General features: G+C 63.1%; 18 protein-coding genes. 4 read left to right on the forward strand and 14 right to left on the reverse strand.

The annotated features are described in order from the left end of the window. Position 1 precedes the first annotated feature (1 nt). Entirely contained in the window at positions 2-631 is a 630-nt protein-coding gene (locus CCOY_RS10800; protein WP_070829236.1) for a PIN domain-containing protein, read from the forward strand. A gap of 23 nt (positions 632-654) precedes the next feature. Here the strand turns inward: CCOY_RS10800 and CCOY_RS10805 are convergent, their stop codons facing one another. The 5 genes from CCOY_RS10805 to exaC form a co-directional block, all read right to left on the reverse strand. Further along, positions 655-1077 carry a heat shock protein transcriptional repressor HspR gene (locus tag CCOY_RS10805; protein ID WP_070829237.1) on the reverse strand — a complete coding sequence of 141 codons (423 nt, stop codon included), beginning with the start codon at positions 1075-1077 and terminating at the stop codon, positions 655-657. Between the two features lie 21 nt (positions 1078-1098). Next, positions 1099-2283: a molecular chaperone DnaJ gene (dnaJ, locus tag CCOY_RS10810; RefSeq protein ID WP_092100758.1), complete on the reverse strand. Its 1185-nt coding sequence runs from the start codon at positions 2281-2283 to the stop codon at positions 1099-1101. A gap of 144 nt (positions 2284-2427) precedes the next feature. Continuing rightward, entirely contained in the window at positions 2428-3108 is a 681-nt protein-coding gene (grpE, locus tag CCOY_RS10815; protein WP_070423279.1) for a nucleotide exchange factor GrpE, read from the reverse strand. A gap of 33 nt (positions 3109-3141) precedes the next feature. Continuing rightward, positions 3142-4974, reverse strand: coding sequence for a molecular chaperone DnaK (dnaK, locus tag CCOY_RS10820; RefSeq protein ID WP_092100759.1), 1833 nt, complete (start codon positions 4972-4974; stop codon positions 3142-3144). A gap of 255 nt (positions 4975-5229) precedes the next feature. Beyond that, positions 5230-6750: an acetaldehyde dehydrogenase ExaC gene (gene exaC / locus CCOY_RS10825; protein WP_070615468.1), complete on the reverse strand. Its 1521-nt coding sequence runs from the start codon at positions 6748-6750 to the stop codon at positions 5230-5232. Between the two features lie 154 nt (positions 6751-6904). Here exaC and CCOY_RS10830 point away from each other — a divergent pair, with 154 nt between their 5' ends. Both CCOY_RS10830 and CCOY_RS10835 read left to right on the forward strand, forming a co-directional pair. After that, positions 6905-8305, forward strand: coding sequence for an AI-2E family transporter (locus tag CCOY_RS10830; RefSeq protein WP_092100766.1), 1401 nt, complete (start codon positions 6905-6907; stop codon positions 8303-8305). Positions 8306-8350: 45 nt separating this feature from the next. Then, positions 8351-8875, forward strand: a complete 525-nt coding sequence (locus tag CCOY_RS10835) for a type 1 glutamine amidotransferase domain-containing protein (protein ID WP_092100768.1) — start codon at positions 8351-8353, stop codon at positions 8873-8875. Positions 8876-9103: 228 nt separating this feature from the next. Here CCOY_RS10835 and CCOY_RS10840 read toward each other — a convergent pair whose 3' ends face one another. Genes CCOY_RS10840 through CCOY_RS10880 form a run of 9 tightly spaced genes read right to left on the reverse strand, consistent with a single transcriptional unit; the run spans position 9104 to position 16642 of the window. Then, entirely contained in the window at positions 9104-9526 is a 423-nt protein-coding gene (locus tag CCOY_RS10840) for a hypothetical protein (protein ID WP_070829241.1), read from the reverse strand. Continuing rightward, positions 9510-10076, reverse strand: coding sequence for a nucleosidase (locus tag CCOY_RS10845; protein WP_092100779.1), 567 nt, complete (start codon positions 10074-10076; stop codon positions 9510-9512). Before CCOY_RS10845 ends, CCOY_RS10840 begins: the two co-directional genes overlap by 17 nt. A gap of 6 nt (positions 10077-10082) precedes the next feature. Next, complete coding sequence (locus CCOY_RS10850) at positions 10083-11015, reverse strand: sulfite exporter TauE/SafE family protein (protein WP_070771855.1); 933 nt, start codon at positions 11013-11015, stop codon at positions 10083-10085. A 1-nt stretch (position 11016) separates the two neighbouring features. Further along, positions 11017-11649 (reverse strand): sirohydrochlorin chelatase, encoded by a 633-nt coding sequence (locus tag CCOY_RS10855; protein WP_092100781.1) that lies wholly within the window; start codon positions 11647-11649, stop codon positions 11017-11019. A 5-nt stretch (positions 11650-11654) separates the two neighbouring features. Beyond that, entirely contained in the window at positions 11655-12989 is a 1335-nt protein-coding gene (locus CCOY_RS10860) for a sulfate adenylyltransferase subunit 1 (RefSeq protein ID WP_092100783.1), read from the reverse strand. Continuing rightward, the gene (gene cysD, locus CCOY_RS10865) at positions 12989-13909 is read right to left on the reverse strand and encodes a sulfate adenylyltransferase subunit CysD (RefSeq protein WP_092100785.1); all 921 of its coding nucleotides are present in this window, start codon (positions 13907-13909) and stop codon (positions 12989-12991) included. The genes CCOY_RS10860 and cysD overlap by 1 nt, the downstream gene beginning before the upstream one ends. Before the next feature lie 38 nt (positions 13910-13947). Continuing rightward, positions 13948-14724 (reverse strand): phosphoadenylyl-sulfate reductase, encoded by a 777-nt coding sequence (locus tag CCOY_RS10870; RefSeq protein WP_092100786.1) that lies wholly within the window; start codon positions 14722-14724, stop codon positions 13948-13950. Beyond that, a complete protein-coding gene (locus tag CCOY_RS10875) occupies positions 14721-14978 on the reverse strand; it encodes a hypothetical protein (protein ID WP_070615496.1) in 258 nt (85 codons plus the stop codon). The genes CCOY_RS10870 and CCOY_RS10875 overlap by 4 nt, the downstream gene beginning before the upstream one ends. Then, positions 14975-16642: a nitrite/sulfite reductase gene (locus tag CCOY_RS10880; RefSeq protein ID WP_092100788.1), complete on the reverse strand. Its 1668-nt coding sequence runs from the start codon at positions 16640-16642 to the stop codon at positions 14975-14977. The genes CCOY_RS10875 and CCOY_RS10880 overlap by 4 nt, the downstream gene beginning before the upstream one ends. Before the next feature lie 272 nt (positions 16643-16914). On the opposite strand from CCOY_RS10880, the gene CCOY_RS10885 reads away from it, so the two are divergent. Continuing rightward, the gene (locus CCOY_RS10885; protein ID WP_092100789.1) at positions 16915-18285 is read left to right on the forward strand and encodes an FAD-dependent oxidoreductase; all 1371 of its coding nucleotides are present in this window, start codon (positions 16915-16917) and stop codon (positions 18283-18285) included. Positions 18286-18440 lie beyond the last annotated feature (155 nt).

The raw sequence follows: 18440 nt of genomic DNA on the forward strand, positions 1-18440 counted from the left end.
CGTGCACATTCTGGATACTGGACCGATCTTTAAGTTTCTTGCCACTGATTCCGTTCCGCAACTGATCGCAGCCTTGGGAAACCATGCAATCCACGTACCAGAAGCGGTCGAGTACGAAATCATGGACACCCCGACGCGCAGGCCACAGTTTGCGAGGGCTGCAGAACTCTGGCCACGCTTACCCGAGCGTTTTAAGATCACCCTCCCCGACACACCGACCGACGAGTTACGGCAGCTTTGTCAGTCCATTCTGCGCCTTGGTTTCGATGAAATGTACAAGCAAACTCGTGACCGTGGAGAAAACATGGCCATCCTGCATGCCGTAGCACTCGCCCGAAGAGGTGAGCATGTCATCGTGGTGTGCGACGAAGAAGAAGGCACCGCGAGGATTCGTCGCGAATCCAACGCATTAAAAATGCAGCAGACGTTTGGGCGCCACACACCTGGTGGCCGAATCCAGCATGCAGACACTCTTACTTTGCTGCGCTGGGCTATCGAGGCCAATGCCTTCGACTCCCACGAGGCGTTCTTGAAGAAGTACCAGGCCATGGCGAACCTTGATGAAGCACTTCCAAAGGATGTAAAGGCGACCGGACTCACCGGTCGCCCACCATGGCCACCTCTCGACTAGAGGTTACAAACCAACCAACCCGACTAGTTGTCGGGGGTGAGGTTGCGGCGACGGCGTCGTCGTGAAGCAGCTGGCTCCCATGCAACGACCGCGGTGGAACGGGGCACGTGCACCAACTCGCCACCACGGCGAGAACCGTTGCGGAGTTTCTGGCGCAGCTCTTCGTTGTGACCGCGCTGGGCATCCAACTCGTCCTGCAGTTCCTCGATCTGCGCGGAGAGCTCAATGATCGTCTTGATGCCCGCCAGGTTCACGCCTTCCTCCTGGGAGAGGTACTGGATGCGGCGCAGCATCGAGATGTCGCGGCTGGAGTAGCGGCGACCGCCCCCCTTGGTACGCATCGGGGTGACCAGGCCGAGCCTGTCGTAGGTGCGCAGGGTCTGGGCGTGCATGCCGGTGAGCTCGGCGGCGACAGAGATGACGAAGTATTCCTTCTCTTCTGCCATGGTTACACCTCCTTTCGCCGTCTAGCGCTCGGACCAGCCGGCGCGCGGGTCAAAGCCGGAATCCTTCTCGGCCTGGGCGTACGCGCGCAGCGCACTGGTTGCGGACGGGTCCAGGTCCTTCGGTACCTTCACCTCGACGGTGACCAACAGGTCGCCGGCGTTGCCGGACTTCTTCGGGATACCACGGCCACGCACGCGCAAGGTGCGGCCGTTCGGGGTGCCAGCGGGGACCTTGACCTTCACCGGGTTGTCCAGAGTCGGCACCGCGATGGTGGCGCCGAGGGCGACCTCAGCAAAGGAGACGGGGACCGTGACTTCGAGGTCGTCGCCGGAGCGGGTGAAGGTGTCGTCGCTACGCACATGCACCATGACGAACAAGTCGCCGGCGGGAGTGCCGTTGGGACCTGCTTCGCCTTGGCCTGCAAGGCGCACCTTCTGACCATCGATGACGCCTGCGGGGATGCGGACCGTGATCGAACGGGTACGTCGGACGGTGCCGGTGCCGTTGCATGTGGTGCACGGATCCTCGATGACTTCACCGGTGCCGTGGCAGTTCGTGCAGGGACGAGCCATGCCGAACGCGCCGGAGTTCTCCCGGATGTAACCGGAGCCGGAGCAGACCTCGCACGTGTGCGTCTTGCCGGACTTCGAACCAGAGCCGTGGCAGGTGGTGCACGGTGCGTCGCCGGTGAGCTCGACGGGGAACGTCGTGCCCTTGGCTGCTTCGCGGAAGTCGAGGGTTATTTCCGTTTCGACGTCGGCCCCCCGCGACGGCCGAGCGTTCCTGCCAGCACCGCCGCGGCCGCCAAAGAAGCCACCGAAGATATCACCAAGGCCGCCGTCTCCAGCTTGTCCACCAGTGGCTGATCCGAAGATGTCCGAGAGGTCGAATTCCGTTTCCGTGCCGCGAAACCCGCCCGGAAAACCGGACGCTCCTCCCCGCCCGAACCGGCCAAAGCCGCCCGAGCCGATCATGGACTTCAACTGGTCGTATTCTTTGCGCTTCTGCTCGTCGCCAATAACGTCGTACGCTTCCGCGACCCGCTTGAACTTCTCCTCGGCCTTCTTGTTGCCGGGGTTCGAATCCGGGTGGTTTTCGCGTGCGAGCTTGCGGTACGCCTTCTTAATATCGGCCTGGCTTGCCGTCGACGACACACCTAAGTCGCCGTAATAATCCTTGTCGGCCCATTCCTGTTGCATAGCCATCTCGCACCCTCCTTTCGCTGTAAATCGGTGTGGAGTTGTTGTCTTCTAAATTTCGTTCACTAAATAATCTAAGTAAAAAGGCCGGGGATCAGGCCGCTTATCGTTTGCGTGTACCCATTCCCCGGCCCTGCCACCAAGTTGTTGTTACTCGGTGGTGTCGGCACTTTCAGCCGGATCGGCGATGATCACCATGGCGTTTCGCACCAGGCGGTCACCCACCGTGTAGCCCTTGCGCAGCACCGTTCCCAGAACCTTTTCATCGCCCTGGGACAGATCCTGCACGGCCTCGTGGACCTCCGGGTTGAACTCGTCACCCTCAGCACCGAACTCCTTCACTCCCTGGCCGGCGACGATGGAACGGAACTTATCCGCGAAGGCCTTCAGCGGGCCTTCTTCCAGGTCGCCGTGCTGCTGGGCGAGATCGAGATCGTCGAGAAGCGGCAGCAGCTCGGTGGCAAACTTTGCCTTCGCGGTGGTGGCAATCTCGCCACGCTCACGCTCCGTGCGCCGGCGGTAGTTGGCGTATTCGGCGCTGACGCGCTGCAGGGACTCGGTGCGCTCTGCGAGCTGCAACTCGATGTCGCTGACCGCGCCGTCACCATCGACGTCCGGGTCTACCTCGCCGTCGGCGATCTGCGCTGCATCTTCCAAGTCTTTCAACTCAGCTTCCGCGGCAACGAGGGGATCCTCGTCCGTGGACAGTGCCTCGGACTCAGCCGCCTCGTCGGCCAGGGCTTCCGCCTGATCTGGGGAGACGTACTGTTCGTCCGTCGCCTCCGGATTACCCGGGTTGTCGGGCATCTGCTCGTTGTTCGGGTTCGTCATCAGACGTCGCCTCCTTACACGTACTGGGTTGGATTACTTGTTGTCGGCGTCGGTGTCGTCGTCCTCGACAACCTCGGCGTCCACAACGTTGTCGTCGCCAGCATCAGCCTGGGTAGCACCCTCGTTGGCCTGAGCCTCGTAGAGCGCGGTGCCCATTGCCTGGGACTCGGTGGTCAGCTTCTCCACTGCGGACTTGATGGCATCCAGGTCCTCGCCCTTGAGGGCCTCGTCGACAGCATCGGCAGCCTCGGTGACGCGGGTCTTGATGTCCTCGGAAAGCTTCTCGCCGTTCTCGTCCATGAACTTGCGGGTCTGGTACGCCATGGTCTCCGCGTTGTTGCGGGTCTCCTGCTCCTCGCGACGCTTCTTGTCCTCGTCAGCGTGAGCCTCAGCGTCCTTGATCATGCGATCGATCTCTTCATCAGACAGACCAGAGCCGTCCTGGATCTTGATCGTGTTTTCCTTGCCGGTGGCCTTGTCCTTTGCGGACACGGACACGATGCCGTTGGCGTCGATGTCGAAGGTGACCTCAATCTGCGGAACACCACGCGGAGCCGGAGCGATACCTGCCAGTTCGAAGGAGCCGAGCAGCTTGTTCGCGGAAGCGATCTCGCGCTCACCCTGGAAGACCTGGATCTGCACGGACGGCTGGTTGTCTTCAGCCGTGGTGAAGGTCTCCGAACGCTTCGTCGGGATGGTGGTGTTGCGCTCGATGAGCTTGGTCATCACACCACCCTTGGTCTCAATACCGAGGGACAGCGGAGTGACGTCGAGCAGCAGCACGTCCTTGACGTCGCCGCGCAGCACACCAGCCTGCAGAGCAGCACCCAGAGCCACAACCTCGTCCGGGTTCACGGACTTGTTCGGCTCCTTGCCAGTGAGCTCCTTGACCAGTTCGGTCACAGCCGGCATACGGGTCGAGCCACCAACCAGAACAACGTGGTCAATATCGCCGACAGACAGGCCAGCGTCCTTGATCACTTGGTTGAACGGGCTCTTGGTGCGATCCAGCAGGTCGGAGGTGATCTTCTGGAACTCGGTGCGGGTCAGGGTCTCGTCGAGGAACAGCGGGTTCTTCTCTGCATCAACCGTGATGTACGGCAGGTTGATGGAAGCCTGCTGTGCAGACGAAAGCTCAATCTTTGCCTTCTCCGCAGCCTCACGCAGACGCTGCATAGCCATCTTGTCCTTGGACAGGTCAACGCCGTTCTGGGACTTGAACTTGTCCACGAGCCACTCGACTACGCGGTTATCCCAGTCGTCGCCGCCGAGCTCGTTGTCACCAGCGGTAGCCAGTACCTCAACAACGCCATCGCCGATCTCCAGCAGGGACACGTCGAAGGTGCCGCCGCCAAGGTCGAAGACCAGGATGGTCTCTTCCTTCTCAGCCTTATCCAGGCCGTAAGCCAGAGCCGCAGCGGTCGGCTCGTTCACGATACGCAGGACGTTCAGGCCCGCGATCTGGCCAGCCTCCTTGGTGGCCTGACGCTGAGCGTCTTCGAAGTAAGCCGGAACGGTAATAACAGCCTCAGTGACCTCATCACCCAGGTAAGCCTCCGCGTCGCGCTTCAGCTTCTGCAGCGTACGAGCGGAAATCTCCTGCGGGGTGTACTTCTTGCCATCAATATCTACGGTCCAGTCCTCGCCCATGTGACGCTTCACGGAGCGGATCGTGCGATCGACGTTGGTCACCGCCTGGTTCTTTGCAGACTGACCAACAAGCACCTCACCGTTCTTCGCAAAAGCGACAACCGACGGGGTGGTGCGGGAACCCTCAGCGTTAGCGATAACTACCGGCTCGCCGCCCTCAAGGACGGAAACAACCGAGTTCGTGGTGCCAAGGTCAATACCAACTGCGCGTGCCATAAAAGTAATTCCTCCTGTTGAAATGTGGTTTATCAGTAAGTTGATGCGCTCCGGCTCAACTTGACGGCCACCACTATAACACCGGCGGACACATCCTTGAGCCTGTTGCACTCAATCTATGTAACGGCACTGTACCCAAAGTTGTTCCCACTCGACGCAACTTTATTTGTTTCCGCAGGTAGAAGTACACAAAAACACCCTCACCGACCGGGAAGATAAGTGGGCGGTGAGGGTGTCGTCGACAAGCAAAAGCCCTTAGAACAGGCCAGTTTCCTTCTCGGAGTAGGACCAGAGGAGGTTCTTGGTCTGCTGGTAGTGGTCGAGCATCATCAGGTGGGTTTCGCGGCCGATGCCGGACTTCTTGTAACCACCGAACGCCGCGTGAGCCGGGTAGGAGTGGTACTGGTTCACCCACACACGACCCGCTTGGATCGCGCGACCCGCCTTGTATGCGGTGGTGCCGGAGCGCGCCCAGACACCGGCGCCGAGACCGTAGATGGTGTCGTTGGCAATGCGGATAGCCTCGTCGAAGTCCTTGAACGTGGTGACGGACATCACCGGGCCGAAGATCTCCTCCTGGAAGATACGCATGTCGTTGGTGCCCTTGAACACGGTCGGCTCGATGTACATACCGTTTTCCAGGCCCTCAATCTTGTTCACGCCGCCGCCGGTGAGCACCTCAGCACCTTCCTGGGGCCCAAGCTCGAGGTAGGACTTAATCTTGTCCATCTGCTCGGTGGAGGCCTGCGCACCCATCATCGTTTCGGTGTCCAGCGGGTTGCCGGTCTTGATCTGCTTGACGCGCTGCACGCCCAGCTCAAGGAACTCGTCGGCAATGGACTCATGCACCAGCGCACGGGACGGGCAGGTGCAGACCTCCCCCTGGTTCAGAGCGAACATTGCGAAGCCCTCGATGGCCTTCTTCTTAAAGTCATCATCCTTGGCAAAGATGTCCTCGAAGAACAGTGCCGGGGACTTACCTCCGAGCTCAAGGGTGACCGGGATGATCTTGTCGGCCGCCGCCTTGTTAATGATCTTGCCCACCTCAGTCGAGCCGGTGAACGCGATCTTGGCAATGCGGTCAGAACCAGACAGCGCCGCGCCGGCCTCGTCGCCCATACCGTTGACAATGTTCAGCACACCCGCCGGAATGAGGTCGCCGATCAGATCCATCAGATACAGGATCGACGCCGGGGTCTGCTCCGCCGGCTTGAGCACGATCGCGTTACCTGCAGCCAGCGCCGGAGCAAGCTTCCAGGCCGCCATGAGCAGCGGGAAGTTCCACGGAATGATCTGGCCAACAACGCCGAGCGGCTCGTGGAAGTGGTAGGCGACGGTGTCCTCGTCAATCTGGCTCAGACGACCTTCCTGTGCACGCAGCGCGCCTGCGTAGTAACGGAAGTGGTCAATCGCCAGCGGAATATCGGCAGCGAGCGTCTCACGCACAGCCTTGCCGTTCTCCCAGGTTTCCGCGACGGCGAGCTCCTCAAGGTGCTCCTCCATGCGGTCCGCGATCTTCAGCAGGACGCCGGAACGCTCCTGCGGGGAGGTCTTCCCCCACGCGGGTGCGGCCTTGTGTGCGGCGTCGAGCGCCAGGTTGATGTCGGCTTCCTTACCGCGTGCAACCTCGCAGAACACCTCGCCGGTGACCGGGGTGATGTTCTCGAAGTACTCGCCATCTACCGGCGGAACCCAGTCGCCACCGATGTAGTTGTCGTAGCGCTTACGGAACTTGACGTTCGAGCCCTCGGTGCCAGGGTTGGGAAACACAGTCATCGTTGTGGCCTTTCTCGGTCGTGGAATGAATTGTGGGCCACACTACACCCAAATCTCTTTGTGGTCTAGGACAACTCTTCCTTGCGCGCACTTTTCGACGACCCCACGCCCCTTCCCCTTATGCATAACCCCACATCTCTGACACAATGACCACGTGAGTGAACGTAAAAAACCAAAATATGTGGGAGCCCTGGACACGGCCGTAGACCCGATCCAAACGCTGCCCACACCGGCCGACGCCGCCCAAGACCTCTCCCGCGAGCCAGTCGACCGCGGCGAGGTCATCGCCTCCGACGGCCGCACCGCCGCCGCGTGGGCACTGCGCTTCATCATCGTTGTCGCAGCCACGGCCATCCTGCTCTACCTGCTCAAATGGGTCTGGATGGGCCTTCTGCCGATTCTTCTAGCACTGATTGTGTCCACCGTCCTGTGGCCACCGGTGCGCTGGATGCGCGACCACAAAATCCCCGCATCCCTGGCCACGTTCATCACCCTGATCGGATTCTTCGGCATCATCGGCGGCATCTTCGTCGCCATGGCGCCAACCGTGAAAAGCCAAGGCAGCGAGCTCGCACGACAGGCCGAGCAGGGCGTGAACCAGATCGTCGATTGGCTGAAAAAGCGCGACCTCGAAGTCCTCGAGCCGGAGCAGATCCAGCAGACCGTCGATCAGGTCACCGCCTTTGCCAAGGGCCAGGCCTCCAACATCGCGTCGGGAGTGTTCTCGGGCCTGGGCGCGATTGCGTCGGTAGGCACCACGCTCGCACTGACCCTGGTGCTCACCTTCTTCTTCCTCAAAGACGGCGACCGCTTCCTGCCATGGGTGCGCAAGTACACCGGCGTGCGCGCTGGTTGGCACCTCACCGAAGTGTGCAGCCGCTCCTGGAACACCCTGTCCGGATTCATCCGCACCCAGGCCATCGTGTCCGGTGTTGACGCCATCTTCATCGGTCTCGGCCTACTGTTCCTCGGCGTGCCACTGTGGCCGGTGCTCGCGGTGATCACGTTCTTCGCCGGCTTCATCCCGATCGTCGGTGCGATTTCTGCAGGCGCTCTGGCGGTGATCATCGCGTTGGTGTCCAACGGGTTCATGAACGCCGTGTTCGTGCTCATCCTCATCATCGCCGTACAGCAGCTGGAGGGCAATGTCCTCTCCCCGATCCTGCAGTCCCAGGCGATGGGCCTACACGCCGCCGTGGTCCTGCTTGCCGTCGCCGTCGGCGGTACCCTGTTCGGCATCGTCGGCGCGTTCCTCGCGGTTCCGGTTGCCGCTGTCGCCGCCGTGTGGCTGCGTTACTGGGCTGAAATGGTTTCGCTGCGCTCCGGCGAGATCACCGCCGACGAGATAGCCATGGCCACCCAACAAACTCAGACCATGGATTCCAAGGAATCCTTCCTCGCCGTGCGCGACCACATGATGCGCCTGGCCAAACGCGAGAAGGAGCCCGTGAAAGAGGGGCTTGGCTCCACGCGCGTCCCGCTTGACGACGACACCCCGTCCGACATCGACACCAACCCACCCGGTCGCCTCCCCGGCGTGAACGACGAAGACTAGGTACGGTGGTGTGCCGTAATTGGTTATCGACGAAAGGAAATACCAATGGCCGATCTGAATAACAAGACCATCGCAATCCTCGCGACCAACGGCTTTGAAGATTCCGAACTGACCTCCCCGAAGGAGGCCGTCGAACAAGCCGGCGCAACCACCAAGGTCGTCTCCACCGAAACCGGTGAGATCGAGGGCAAGAAGGGCGCCAAGGTCGCCGTCGACGTCACCACCGCCGATGCCAAGGCTGCCGACTACGACGCCCTCATCCTCCCGGGTGGCACCCTCAACGCGGATGCCATCCGCGTTGATTCTGACGCCGTCGCCCTGGTCAAGGCGTTCAAGGACGCAGGCAAGCCGATCGGCGTGATCTGCCACGGTGGCTGGATCATGACGGATGCCGACACCTTGAAGGACGTGAAGATCACCTCCGTTGCCAACGTCAAGACCGACCTGGTCAACGCCGGTGCCGAGTGGGTCGACGAGGAAGTTGTCATCGACTCCGGCGTCATCTCGTCGCGCACCCCGGACGACCTGCCGGCCTTCAACGCCGCACTCGTCGAGGAGTTTGCAAAGTAACTTCTGCGAGGTAGCTGCTTTTAGCCCGCTGGCGCGTTTACGCCGGCGGGCTTTCTGCATGTCTGGGAGCTGTTCGGAGCGGATCGTCTAGCTCGCCTCCGATGCTGCTAGACGATTCGCCCCTAAATGAAAACCAGTTGCAACTTCACCTGGGGAAATTCAGCGCGGAATGCTTGATCGTCTAGTCCGGCAGAAGGTCTAGCTAGACGATCCGCCTGCCACGACCGATCATTCAACGCCGAGGGCCACTTTGACTAGGTGGGCAGCGAAAGCGGGCAAGGCAACACCCTCGGACCGGGCGTGCGATTCGAGCTCCTGCGCATCTTCCGGCAGTCCCAACTTCGCGGCCCCCTGCAGTGCCTTCTTGTCGAAGACCGGCGCCAACTCCGGCCACACCCCCTGCGCCTCGCGGGCGAACATGGTTGCGCAGGCGTAGCCGGCGGCGCCGAAGATGCGGATCAATTGCGAGCGCGGCGCTTCAACCAGTGCAGATGGTGAGGTCAGGCCGGCGTCGAACAGTCCGCGTGCGGCGTCGACGGCGGCGGTGGCGCGTATGGGCTTCGCTTGCAGCATGCACAGGACGAGGAGCTGGAAGAGGGACGTGGGGTCGTCGTCAAGCGAAATGCCCGCGTCTTCAGCGAAGGTGCTCACGCAGGGCTTCTTCGAGCTCCACGCGGGCGCGCTCAAGGGCTGCTTCCCAAACAGCGGAGGCGCCTTCGTCGGCGGAGTCCGAAACCTGCTTAAGCAGGGTCAACGGGACGTTGAAGGTGGAGCATACGGCGGCAAGTGCGTAGCCCTCCATGTCGACGAGTTGGCATTCCTTAGCGAGCTCGTCGCGAAGATCAGAGCGGTTCACAAACGCATCACCGGTGGCCAGCTTGGCTTTCGGCAGGTCGGTGAGGGGCTCGAAGGAGAACCAGCGTGGGTAGACGAAGTCGGTGATGTCGGAGGTGCCGCCGACTTTGAAGTCGTGCTTGACGGCGTCGGAAATTTCGTAGACGCCAGACTCGAGGTCGACGAGCGCGCCGGCGGTGCCGACGTTGATCACGCGCGACGGCAGTGGGCCTTCGGAGAGACGGCGAGTCAGGGCGATCGCGGCGGGCAGGGTGCCGATGCCGGTGATGAGTACTTCGTGGTCGCCTCCGGACATGATGTCGGCGGCTTCTTCTTTCATGGCTGCAACGATGAGCAAATCAGACATAGTTGCTTATCGTATGCGGGCGGGCTGCGGCTCCACCACTGTTGCGCCTTCGCGCTCGGATGCGGCGCGGGAGTTGGCGCGGGCGCGTTGGATGCCTCGCCAGGAGAGGGCGGCTCCGATTGCAACGATAAGCAAGCGGACGACCCAGAGTCCGCTGGTCATGCCGGCATACGACAAGACGACGGGCAGGTTCAGCAGCACGATCAGGGTGCCGACGACGCCGCCGAGCGCGATGGGGTTCATACGGCTGACCATCCACGCGCCGATGGGCGCGGCGATGACGCCACCGATGAGCAGAGCCAACACACCTGCGAGATTTGCGACGAGGTCACGCCACATCCCAACCGCGAACCCGAGTGTTGCGGCGAGGGTGACCAGGAACTCGGCGGTGTTGACGGTGCCGACGATGCGGCGCGGCTCGGCACGGCCTGCGGTAAGCAGCGTGGAGGTGGTGACGGGCCCCCAGCCTCCGCCGCCGGTGGCGTCGATGAACCCGCCAAAGAGCCCGAGGCCTGCGAGAAAGCCGCGCGAGTGAGGCTTCGCGGCGAGTTTGCGCTGGGTGAGCCCGCGGGCGAAGCGCAGCATGAGGTTCAGGCCGATCAGTGCGAGGATCAGCGACATCACCGGGCGTGCCGCTTCGGTGGAGAGTCGCACGAGCACGGTTGCGCCGAGAAACGCCCCGATGGCGCCGGGGATGCCGATCGCGCAGGCGGTGCGCCAGTCCACGTTGCCGAAGCGCGTGTGGGCTACGCCGGAGGCGAGTGTGGTGCCCAGCTCCGCGGTGTGGACGACGGCGGAGGCAGCGGCCGGGGTGATACCGGCGAGCGCGATGAGCATGGTGGAAGAGGTGGCGCCGAAGCCCATGCCGAGGCCGCCGTCGACAAGTTGCGCGGCAAGACCTGTGACTGCGATGAGCAGCAGTGTTTCGAGTTTGTACATGTCAGGCGCCTTTCTCGGCGGCGCGGTATCGGTTGGCGACGATCCGCGCGAGGTCTGTGGTCAGCGGCCCGGATGCCGGCAGGTGGTCTGGGATCCGGTCGAGCAGGGTTCCGTGGGTGACAAACAGTGGGAGCACATGCGTATCTGTGAAGCGCCGCTGACCACGCGTCGCCGACACCACTGCCGTTTCCACCCCGGCACGCTTGGCCACTTCGGCGGCGAGGCGGTCGTAGTTGGCGGCTTGTTCAGGGTTGGAGGTGCCGACTGGGAAAAGGGTTGCGTGGGTGGCGGTGGGGTCGTCGATACGCAAGCGGCGCGCAAGGACATCGGCGATGTCGCTGCCGGTACCGAGCGGCTCGGCGAGCACGAGGTCGCAGTGCTGACGGGCTTCGGCGAGGTGGCGCGGCACGTCGATTTTGGCGTGGAATGCGCGGGTGAACAGCAGCGGAACCACAATCGCGCGCGACGAGGAGAAGGAGGCGGCCGCCTCGGCGAGGGTGGGTGTGTCGAACTCCAGGTGGGCGTCGGCCCACTCCACACCGAGTTGCGTAGCCGCGGCTTGGGTGAGCGCGCGGATGCCTTCCTTGGCGCGGGGGTGCCGCGAGCCGTGGGAAAGGGTGATCAGCGCAGTCATGGTTGTTACCGCAGGCGCTTTCCGACGAGCCCAGCCGCCAGCGTGTTGCCAGTTGACTGGTCGACGAGCAGGAAGTTGCCCACCGCACCGCGGGCTGCGTACTGCTCGACGGGCAGTTCGTCGGCGGTTTGGATGGTCACGTGCGCGATGTCGTTGAGTGCGACTGCCTCGGGTGCGGTGTTGTCGCCTTCGGCGCCGTCGATGTCCAGGACGCGCTCGACGCTGGCCACGCGGGCGCGGACGAACGCAGTGCCGATGCGCAGCTTCACAGCTTGGCCTGCGCGCAGGTCCTTCTCGTTGAGGCCGACGACGGTGGCGTCGAACTCGCGTGTGTCTTCTGGTCGAGTGTGCGCGGCCAGCAGGTCGCCGCGGGTCAGGTCGATGTCGTCGGCAAGCCGCAGCGCAACGGAGTCGCCGGCATGGGCGGTGTCCACGGGGCCGTCGGCGGTGTCGATGCCGGCAACGGTGGTGGTGCGGCCGTAGGGGGCGAGGATCTCGTCGCCAACCGTGATCGATCCGGCGTTGACGCGGCCAGCGTAGGCACGGTAGTCGGAGGCGTGTTCACGCAGCACGACCTGGATGTTGAAACGGAAGTCCAGGTCATCGGCACGGCCGCGCTGCACCGGGATGCTCTCCAGTAGTTCGAGCACCGTCGGGCCGGTGTACCAGGGCGTCGCGTCGCTGCGCTCCGCGACGTTATCGCCGCGCAGCGCGGAAATCGGCACGACGTGCGGCTCCTCGATGCCGAGTTCGCCGGCCTTGGCGTCGAATTCGGCCTTGATCTCGTCGAAACGCTGCTGCGAATAATCAACGAGGTCGATCTTGTTCACCGCCAAGATCACGGTGCGCACGCCGAGCAGTTTGGCCACGGTGAGGTGGCGGATGGTTTGTTCGACGACGCCGTTGCGGGCGTCGACAAGCAGCACCACCACTTGGGAGGTGGACATGCCAGTGACGGTGTTGCGCGTGTACTGCACGTGGCCAGGCGTGTCGGCGAGGATGAACGTGCGCTTGTCGGTGGCGAAGTAGCGGTAGGCCACGTCGATGGTGATGCCCTGCTCGCGCTCAGCGCGCAGGCCGTCGACCAGCAACGACAGGTCCAGGCCCTCGAAACCGCGGTCGGCGGAGGTGCGCTCCACGGAGGCGAGTTGGTCGGCGAGCACCGACTTGGTGTCATGCAGCAGGCGGCCGACGAAGGTGGATTTGCCGTCGTCGACGGAGCCGGCGGTGCACAGGCGCAGCGTCTCGCGGGCGGACAGCGCGGCGGTGGCAGTTTCGGCAGCGCCGGTTTCAGGGGCGTTTTCGGAGGTAGTAGTGGGTGCGATGGTTGGGGCGGTCATCAGAAGTAGCCTTCCTTCTTGCGGTCTTCCATGGCGGATTCGCTCAGGCGGTCGTCGGCACGAGTTGCGCCGCGTTCGGTCAGGGTGGAGTTGGCGATCTCGACGAGGACCTCGTCGATCGTTTCGGCGTCGGAGTCAACGGCGCCGGTGCAGGACATGTCGCCGACGGTGCGGTAGCGCACCCGGCGCGTTTCCAGCTGTTCGCCGTCGCGGGGCCCGCCCCATTCGCCGGGGGTGAGCCACATGCCGTCGCGGCCGAACACTTCGCGGTCGTGGGCGTAGTAGATGGATGGCAGTTCGATGCCTCGCGCGCCGATGTACTCCCACACGTCGGCTTCAGTCCAGTTGGAGATTGGGAAGACGCGGACGTTTTCGCCGGGCAGGGTTGCGCCGTTGTAGAGGTCCCACAGTTCGGGGCGTTGGCGGCGTGGGTCCCATCCGCCGAAGGAGTCGCGGACGGAGAAGACGCGTTCTTTGGCGCGGGCACGTTCTTCGTCGCGACGCGCCCCGCCCAGCACGGCGTTGTATCCGACCTCCGCGATGGTTTCCACCAGCGGCACGGTCTGCAGCGGATTACGGGTGCCGTCGGGGCGTTCTTGCAGGTCACCGCGGTCGATCCAATCCTGCACATGCGCGACTCGCAGACGGAGCCCATGCTTATCGACGACACCATCCCGGAACTCAATCACCTCCAGGAAGTTATGCCCCGTATCCACGTGCAGCAGCTCAATCGGCGGCTTAGCCGGGTAGAACGCGCGGCGCGCCAGCTCCAGCACCACGCAGGAATCCTTCCCGCCGGAAAACAGCAGGCCAATCTTGTCGAACTGCCCCGCCACCTCACGGATGATGTGGATCGACTCGTTTTCTAAATCTTTCAAGTGCGGCGACAGTTGCGTTGCCGTTGCCGTTGCTTGCGTCATTGTGTTGCTCCTTGTTGTCCGGTTGTTGCGCTATTCGGCTATTCGTGCAGGCCGCACTCTGTCTTGGTGGCAAACGCCCAGCGCCCGGCGCGTGGGTCCTCCCCTTCCGCCACGGGCAGGGTGCAGGTGGCGCAGCCGATGGAGGGGTAGCCCTTCCGGGTCAGTGGGTGGATGATCAGGTCGTTGTCGCGCTCGAAGGCGGCTGTGTCCTCCAAGGACCAGGTGACCAGCGGGGAGATCTTCAACCGGCCAGTCGCATCGAGGCTGAGCGCGGGCGCGTCGGCGCGGGTGGGGCCGTCGGCGCGGCGCAGCCCGGTGATCCAGCCGGCGTACGGGCTCATATGCACCGCCAGCGGCTCGACTTTGCGCATGCGACAGCACGCACCCGGGGCGCGCAGGTACAGGTTCGGCCCGTACGTCTCATCCTGCTGCGCGCGGGTCAGGTGCGCCTTCGCCCGCACCAGGCGGTGCGAGGGGTAGCGCGCCTCCACCTGGTCGGCCACCTCCAGGGTTTCCGGAAAGTGGTAGTCGGTGTCCAGGAACAGAAAGTCCGCGCCGGGCAGGTGGCGCTCGGCCAGTTCGGCGAGCACCGTGTTCTCCATGGACAGGGTCACGACGAGTGGGCCCGGCGCGTACTCGTTCGCCCACTGCAGAATCTCGGAGGCGGGGGCGTTGTGGAGTTTGGCGGCCCAGTCGTCGACAAGCAATGCGTTTTGCTGCGCCACCCTGTTTGGCAGCGGCGATGTCCGTCTCGGGCCTTCGGGGCTGATGTCGGGGTCGCGGAAGTTGCTGGACTGGTTGAGCAGGTTGATCATTGGTTGCCTTTCAATGCGCCGGTGTGGCCGTGGCGTGCGAGCGAGGCCTGCAGCGCCTCTTCCGTGGATGGCGCCTTCGACGGCGCGGCTTCGGGGTCGTCCTGGCCGTGGAACTTCACCTCGAATACGCGGAGGCACTCGCAGCACTTCCACGCGAATTCGGTCTGTTCGTTCGGCCACAGATCCTCGCCGCCGCAGTACGGGCAGAAGGTAGGAAAGTTGCGGTTCGGGTTTGGTTCGCGGCGAAAGCTCATCGCAGGTCCTCCTCGTCGGCGCGCGCGACCCAGTCACGGAATGTCTCAGCGCCCTCACGCTTATCGACGAAGCGCTGCACCACCCGGGCCACATACTCCGTCAACTCACTGGACAACACCTTGTGACCACGCAGTTTCCGGCCAAAGTTCGCGCCCTCGCCGATCGTGCCGCCAAGGTGTACCTGGAAGCCTTCGACCTTCTCGCCGTGGCCGTTATCCACCATCTGGCCCTTCAAACCGATGTCGGAGACCTGGTGGCGGGCGCAGGCGTTCGGGCAACCGTTGAGCGAAATGGTGATCGGCGAGTCGAGGTCCCCGAAGCGCTCCTCCAACTCGTCGGCGAGTTCGATGGCGCGGGACTTGGTGGTCACGTGCGCCAACTTGCAATACTCCAGGCCGGTGCACGACAGCAGGCCGCGGCGGAACTCGCTCGGCTTGGAGTACAGGCCCATCTCCTCCAGATCCGCCTGGAGGTTTGCTGCGGTGTCTGGCGCAACCCCGAGCAGCAGGACCTCCTTGAACGGGGTGAAGCGCAGATCCGTCACGCCGTACTTCTCCGCCAGGTCAGCCAGGGCGATGAGCTGCTCGCCCGACATGTGGCCCAACGTTGGCTTCACGCCGATGTAGACGTTGCCGTCTTTCTGCTCATGCACGCCGATGTGGTCACGATCCACCAGATTGTTCGGGGCGTGCGGGCCGTCCGGGAGCCTGTACCCCAAGTAGTCCTCCTCGAGGATCTGGCGGAACTTCTCCACACCCCACTCCGCGACCAGGAACTTCAGACGTGCACGGTTGCGCAGGCGACGGTAACCGTAATCGCGGAAGATGCGCACCACGTTCGCCCACACGTCCGGGACCTGCTCGAGGGTGACAAAGGCGCCGAGGGATTGTGCCAGCATCGGGTTCGTCGACAAGCCGCCGCCCACATAGCACTCGAAGCCGGGGCCGAGTTCAGGGTGCTCGACACCGATGAAGGCGAGATCGTTGATCTCGTGGACCACATCTTGGCGTGCGTTGCCGGAGATCGCGGACTTGAACTTGCGCGGCAGGTTTTGGAACTCGTCTGCGGTAACGATCTCCTGGATCTGCCTGATCGCAGGCGTGGCGTCGATGATCTCGTCCTTGGCAATGCCGGCCACCGGCGAACCCAGGATCACGCGCGGCACATCCCCGCAGGCATCCCAGGTGTTCAGGCCGTTCGCCTCGAGCTTCTCCCAGATCGCCGGGACATCCTCGATGCGCACCCAGTGGAACTGGATGTTCTGCCGGTCCGTCAGGTCCACCGTGGAACGGGCGTAATCGCGGGACAACTCCCCGACGGCGCGGGCCTGCGCGGTGGAGCAAATGCCGCCGTCAAAACGGATGCGCATCATGAAGTACTTGTCCTCCAGGACCGCGTTGTCCTCACCGGTGAACTCACCGCCCAGGTTCTGTTTGCGCTGGGTGTACAGGCCAAGCCACTTGAAGCGCGGGTACAGATCCTCGCGGTCAATCGAGTCGAAGCCGCCCTTGGAGTAGATGTCGATCACTCGCTGCTTCACGTCAAGGACCGGGGACGCCTGCTTGATTTCTTCATCGTGGTTGAGCGGCGCGGTGCCGTCGATAAGCCATTGCCCCTGCGGCTTCTTTGCGCGCGGTTTCGCGGTTTTCGTTGGTGCGGTCACGAGCCCTCCAAAAGTAGACCGATCGGTTCGTCTATGCGGTTAATTCTGACATTGGTGAGCAAGCATGCCGCACCACCCTGTCTAGCACAACCAAAACGCCGAAACTGCCGGTTAAGCGCGTGAATGTAATGCATTGAATGTTTGTTTACGAGCCCGCTTTAAGCACCTCTAAGGACACGAATGTAAATCGCTGAAACTTTAAGACCGCTCTGTCTATGCGCTATAGTGTCAGTCATCGAAAAAATCCCCCTTTTGCGAAAGGACCATCACCTATGAGCTTGCGCGTCGCCGTCATCGGCGCCGGCCCCGCCGGCATTTACGCCTCTGACCTGCTCATCCGCAACGAAGAGCACGATATTCACGTCGACCTTTTCGAGCAGATGCCAGCACCGTTCGGCCTCATCCGCTACGGTGTTGCGCCCGACCACCCACGCATCAAGGGCATTGTGAAATCCCTGCACAACGTGCTGGACAAAGACAACCTGCGCCTCATCGCCAACGTGACCGTCGGCCGTGACATCACCATCGACGAACTGCGCGACTACTACGACGCCGTCGTCCTCTCCACCGGCGCCGTGCGCGACCGCGAGCTGCTCATCCCGGGCGGCGACAAGTCCATCGGTGCCGGCGAGTTTGTCGGTTTCTACGACGGCAACCCGCGCTTCGAGCGCGATTGGAACCTCGAGGCCAAGGAAGTCGCCGTCATCGGCGTGGGCAACGTCGCCCTGGACATCTCCCGCGTACTGGCCAAGACCGGCGACGAACTGGCTGTTACCGAAATCCCGGACAACGTCTACGAATCCCTGAAGAAGAACCAGGCCGAGACGGTCCACATGTTCGGCCGCCGTGGGCCCGCCCAGGCAAAGTTCACGCCGAAGGAGCTGCGCGAACTCGACCTGTCCGACACCATCCAGGTGCTCGTCGACCCGGAGGACATCGACTACGACAAGCTCTCCGAAGAAGTCCGTCGCGCCGACAAGTCCATCGACCTCAACTGCCAGGTGCTTGAGCAGTACGCCATGCGCGAGCCGGACGACTCCCCGCACAAGATCTACATCCACTTCTTCGAGGAACCGGTCGAGGTGCTTACCGACGACGCCGGCAACATCACCGGCCTACGCACCGAGCGCCAGGAACTCGACGGCGAAGGCGGCATCCGCGGCACCGGCAAGTTCACCGACTGGCCAGTCCAGCAGGTCTACCACGCCGTCGGCTACCGCTCCGAGCCTGTCGAGGGCGTGCCGTTCGACCTCGAGCGCCACGTCATTCCTAACGACGGCGGCCGCGTCCTCGTCACCGCCGAAGAGGGTGCCGCACCGGAGGAGAAACTGTACGTCACCGGCTGGATCAAGCGCGGCCCGGTCGGCCTGATCGGCAACACCAAGTCGGACGCGAAGGAAACCACCGACATGCTCATCGCCGACGCCGACGCCGGCAAGCTCGCCACCCCGACCCACACCGGCAAGGACGAGATCCTCGACCTGCTTCGCGAGCGCGGCATCGACTACGCCACCTGGGCCGGCTGGTACAAGCTCGACGAGGCCGAGCGCGCCCTCGGCGCTGCCGACGCGACCTTCCCGCGTGAGCGCAAGAAGATCGTCGAGTGGGAGGAAATGCTGGGCCACTCCCGCGCCGGCGAGTAACGCCGGCGCCCCGGCGCTCCGGCGCCCCCGTGGCGTGCGCCAGAAGCGCGCCTCGTCATGTACACCGAATCGACACGTCCGCGCGACGTGTCGATTTTTTGTTGCAAAATCGACATGACGCACCCCGCGCACCGTAGCGGCCCCCACAGCCAAAA

The sequence above is a fragment of the Corynebacterium coyleae genome, assembly GCF_030408635.1.
Taxonomy (GTDB): domain Bacteria; phylum Actinomycetota; class Actinomycetes; order Mycobacteriales; family Mycobacteriaceae; genus Corynebacterium; species Corynebacterium coyleae.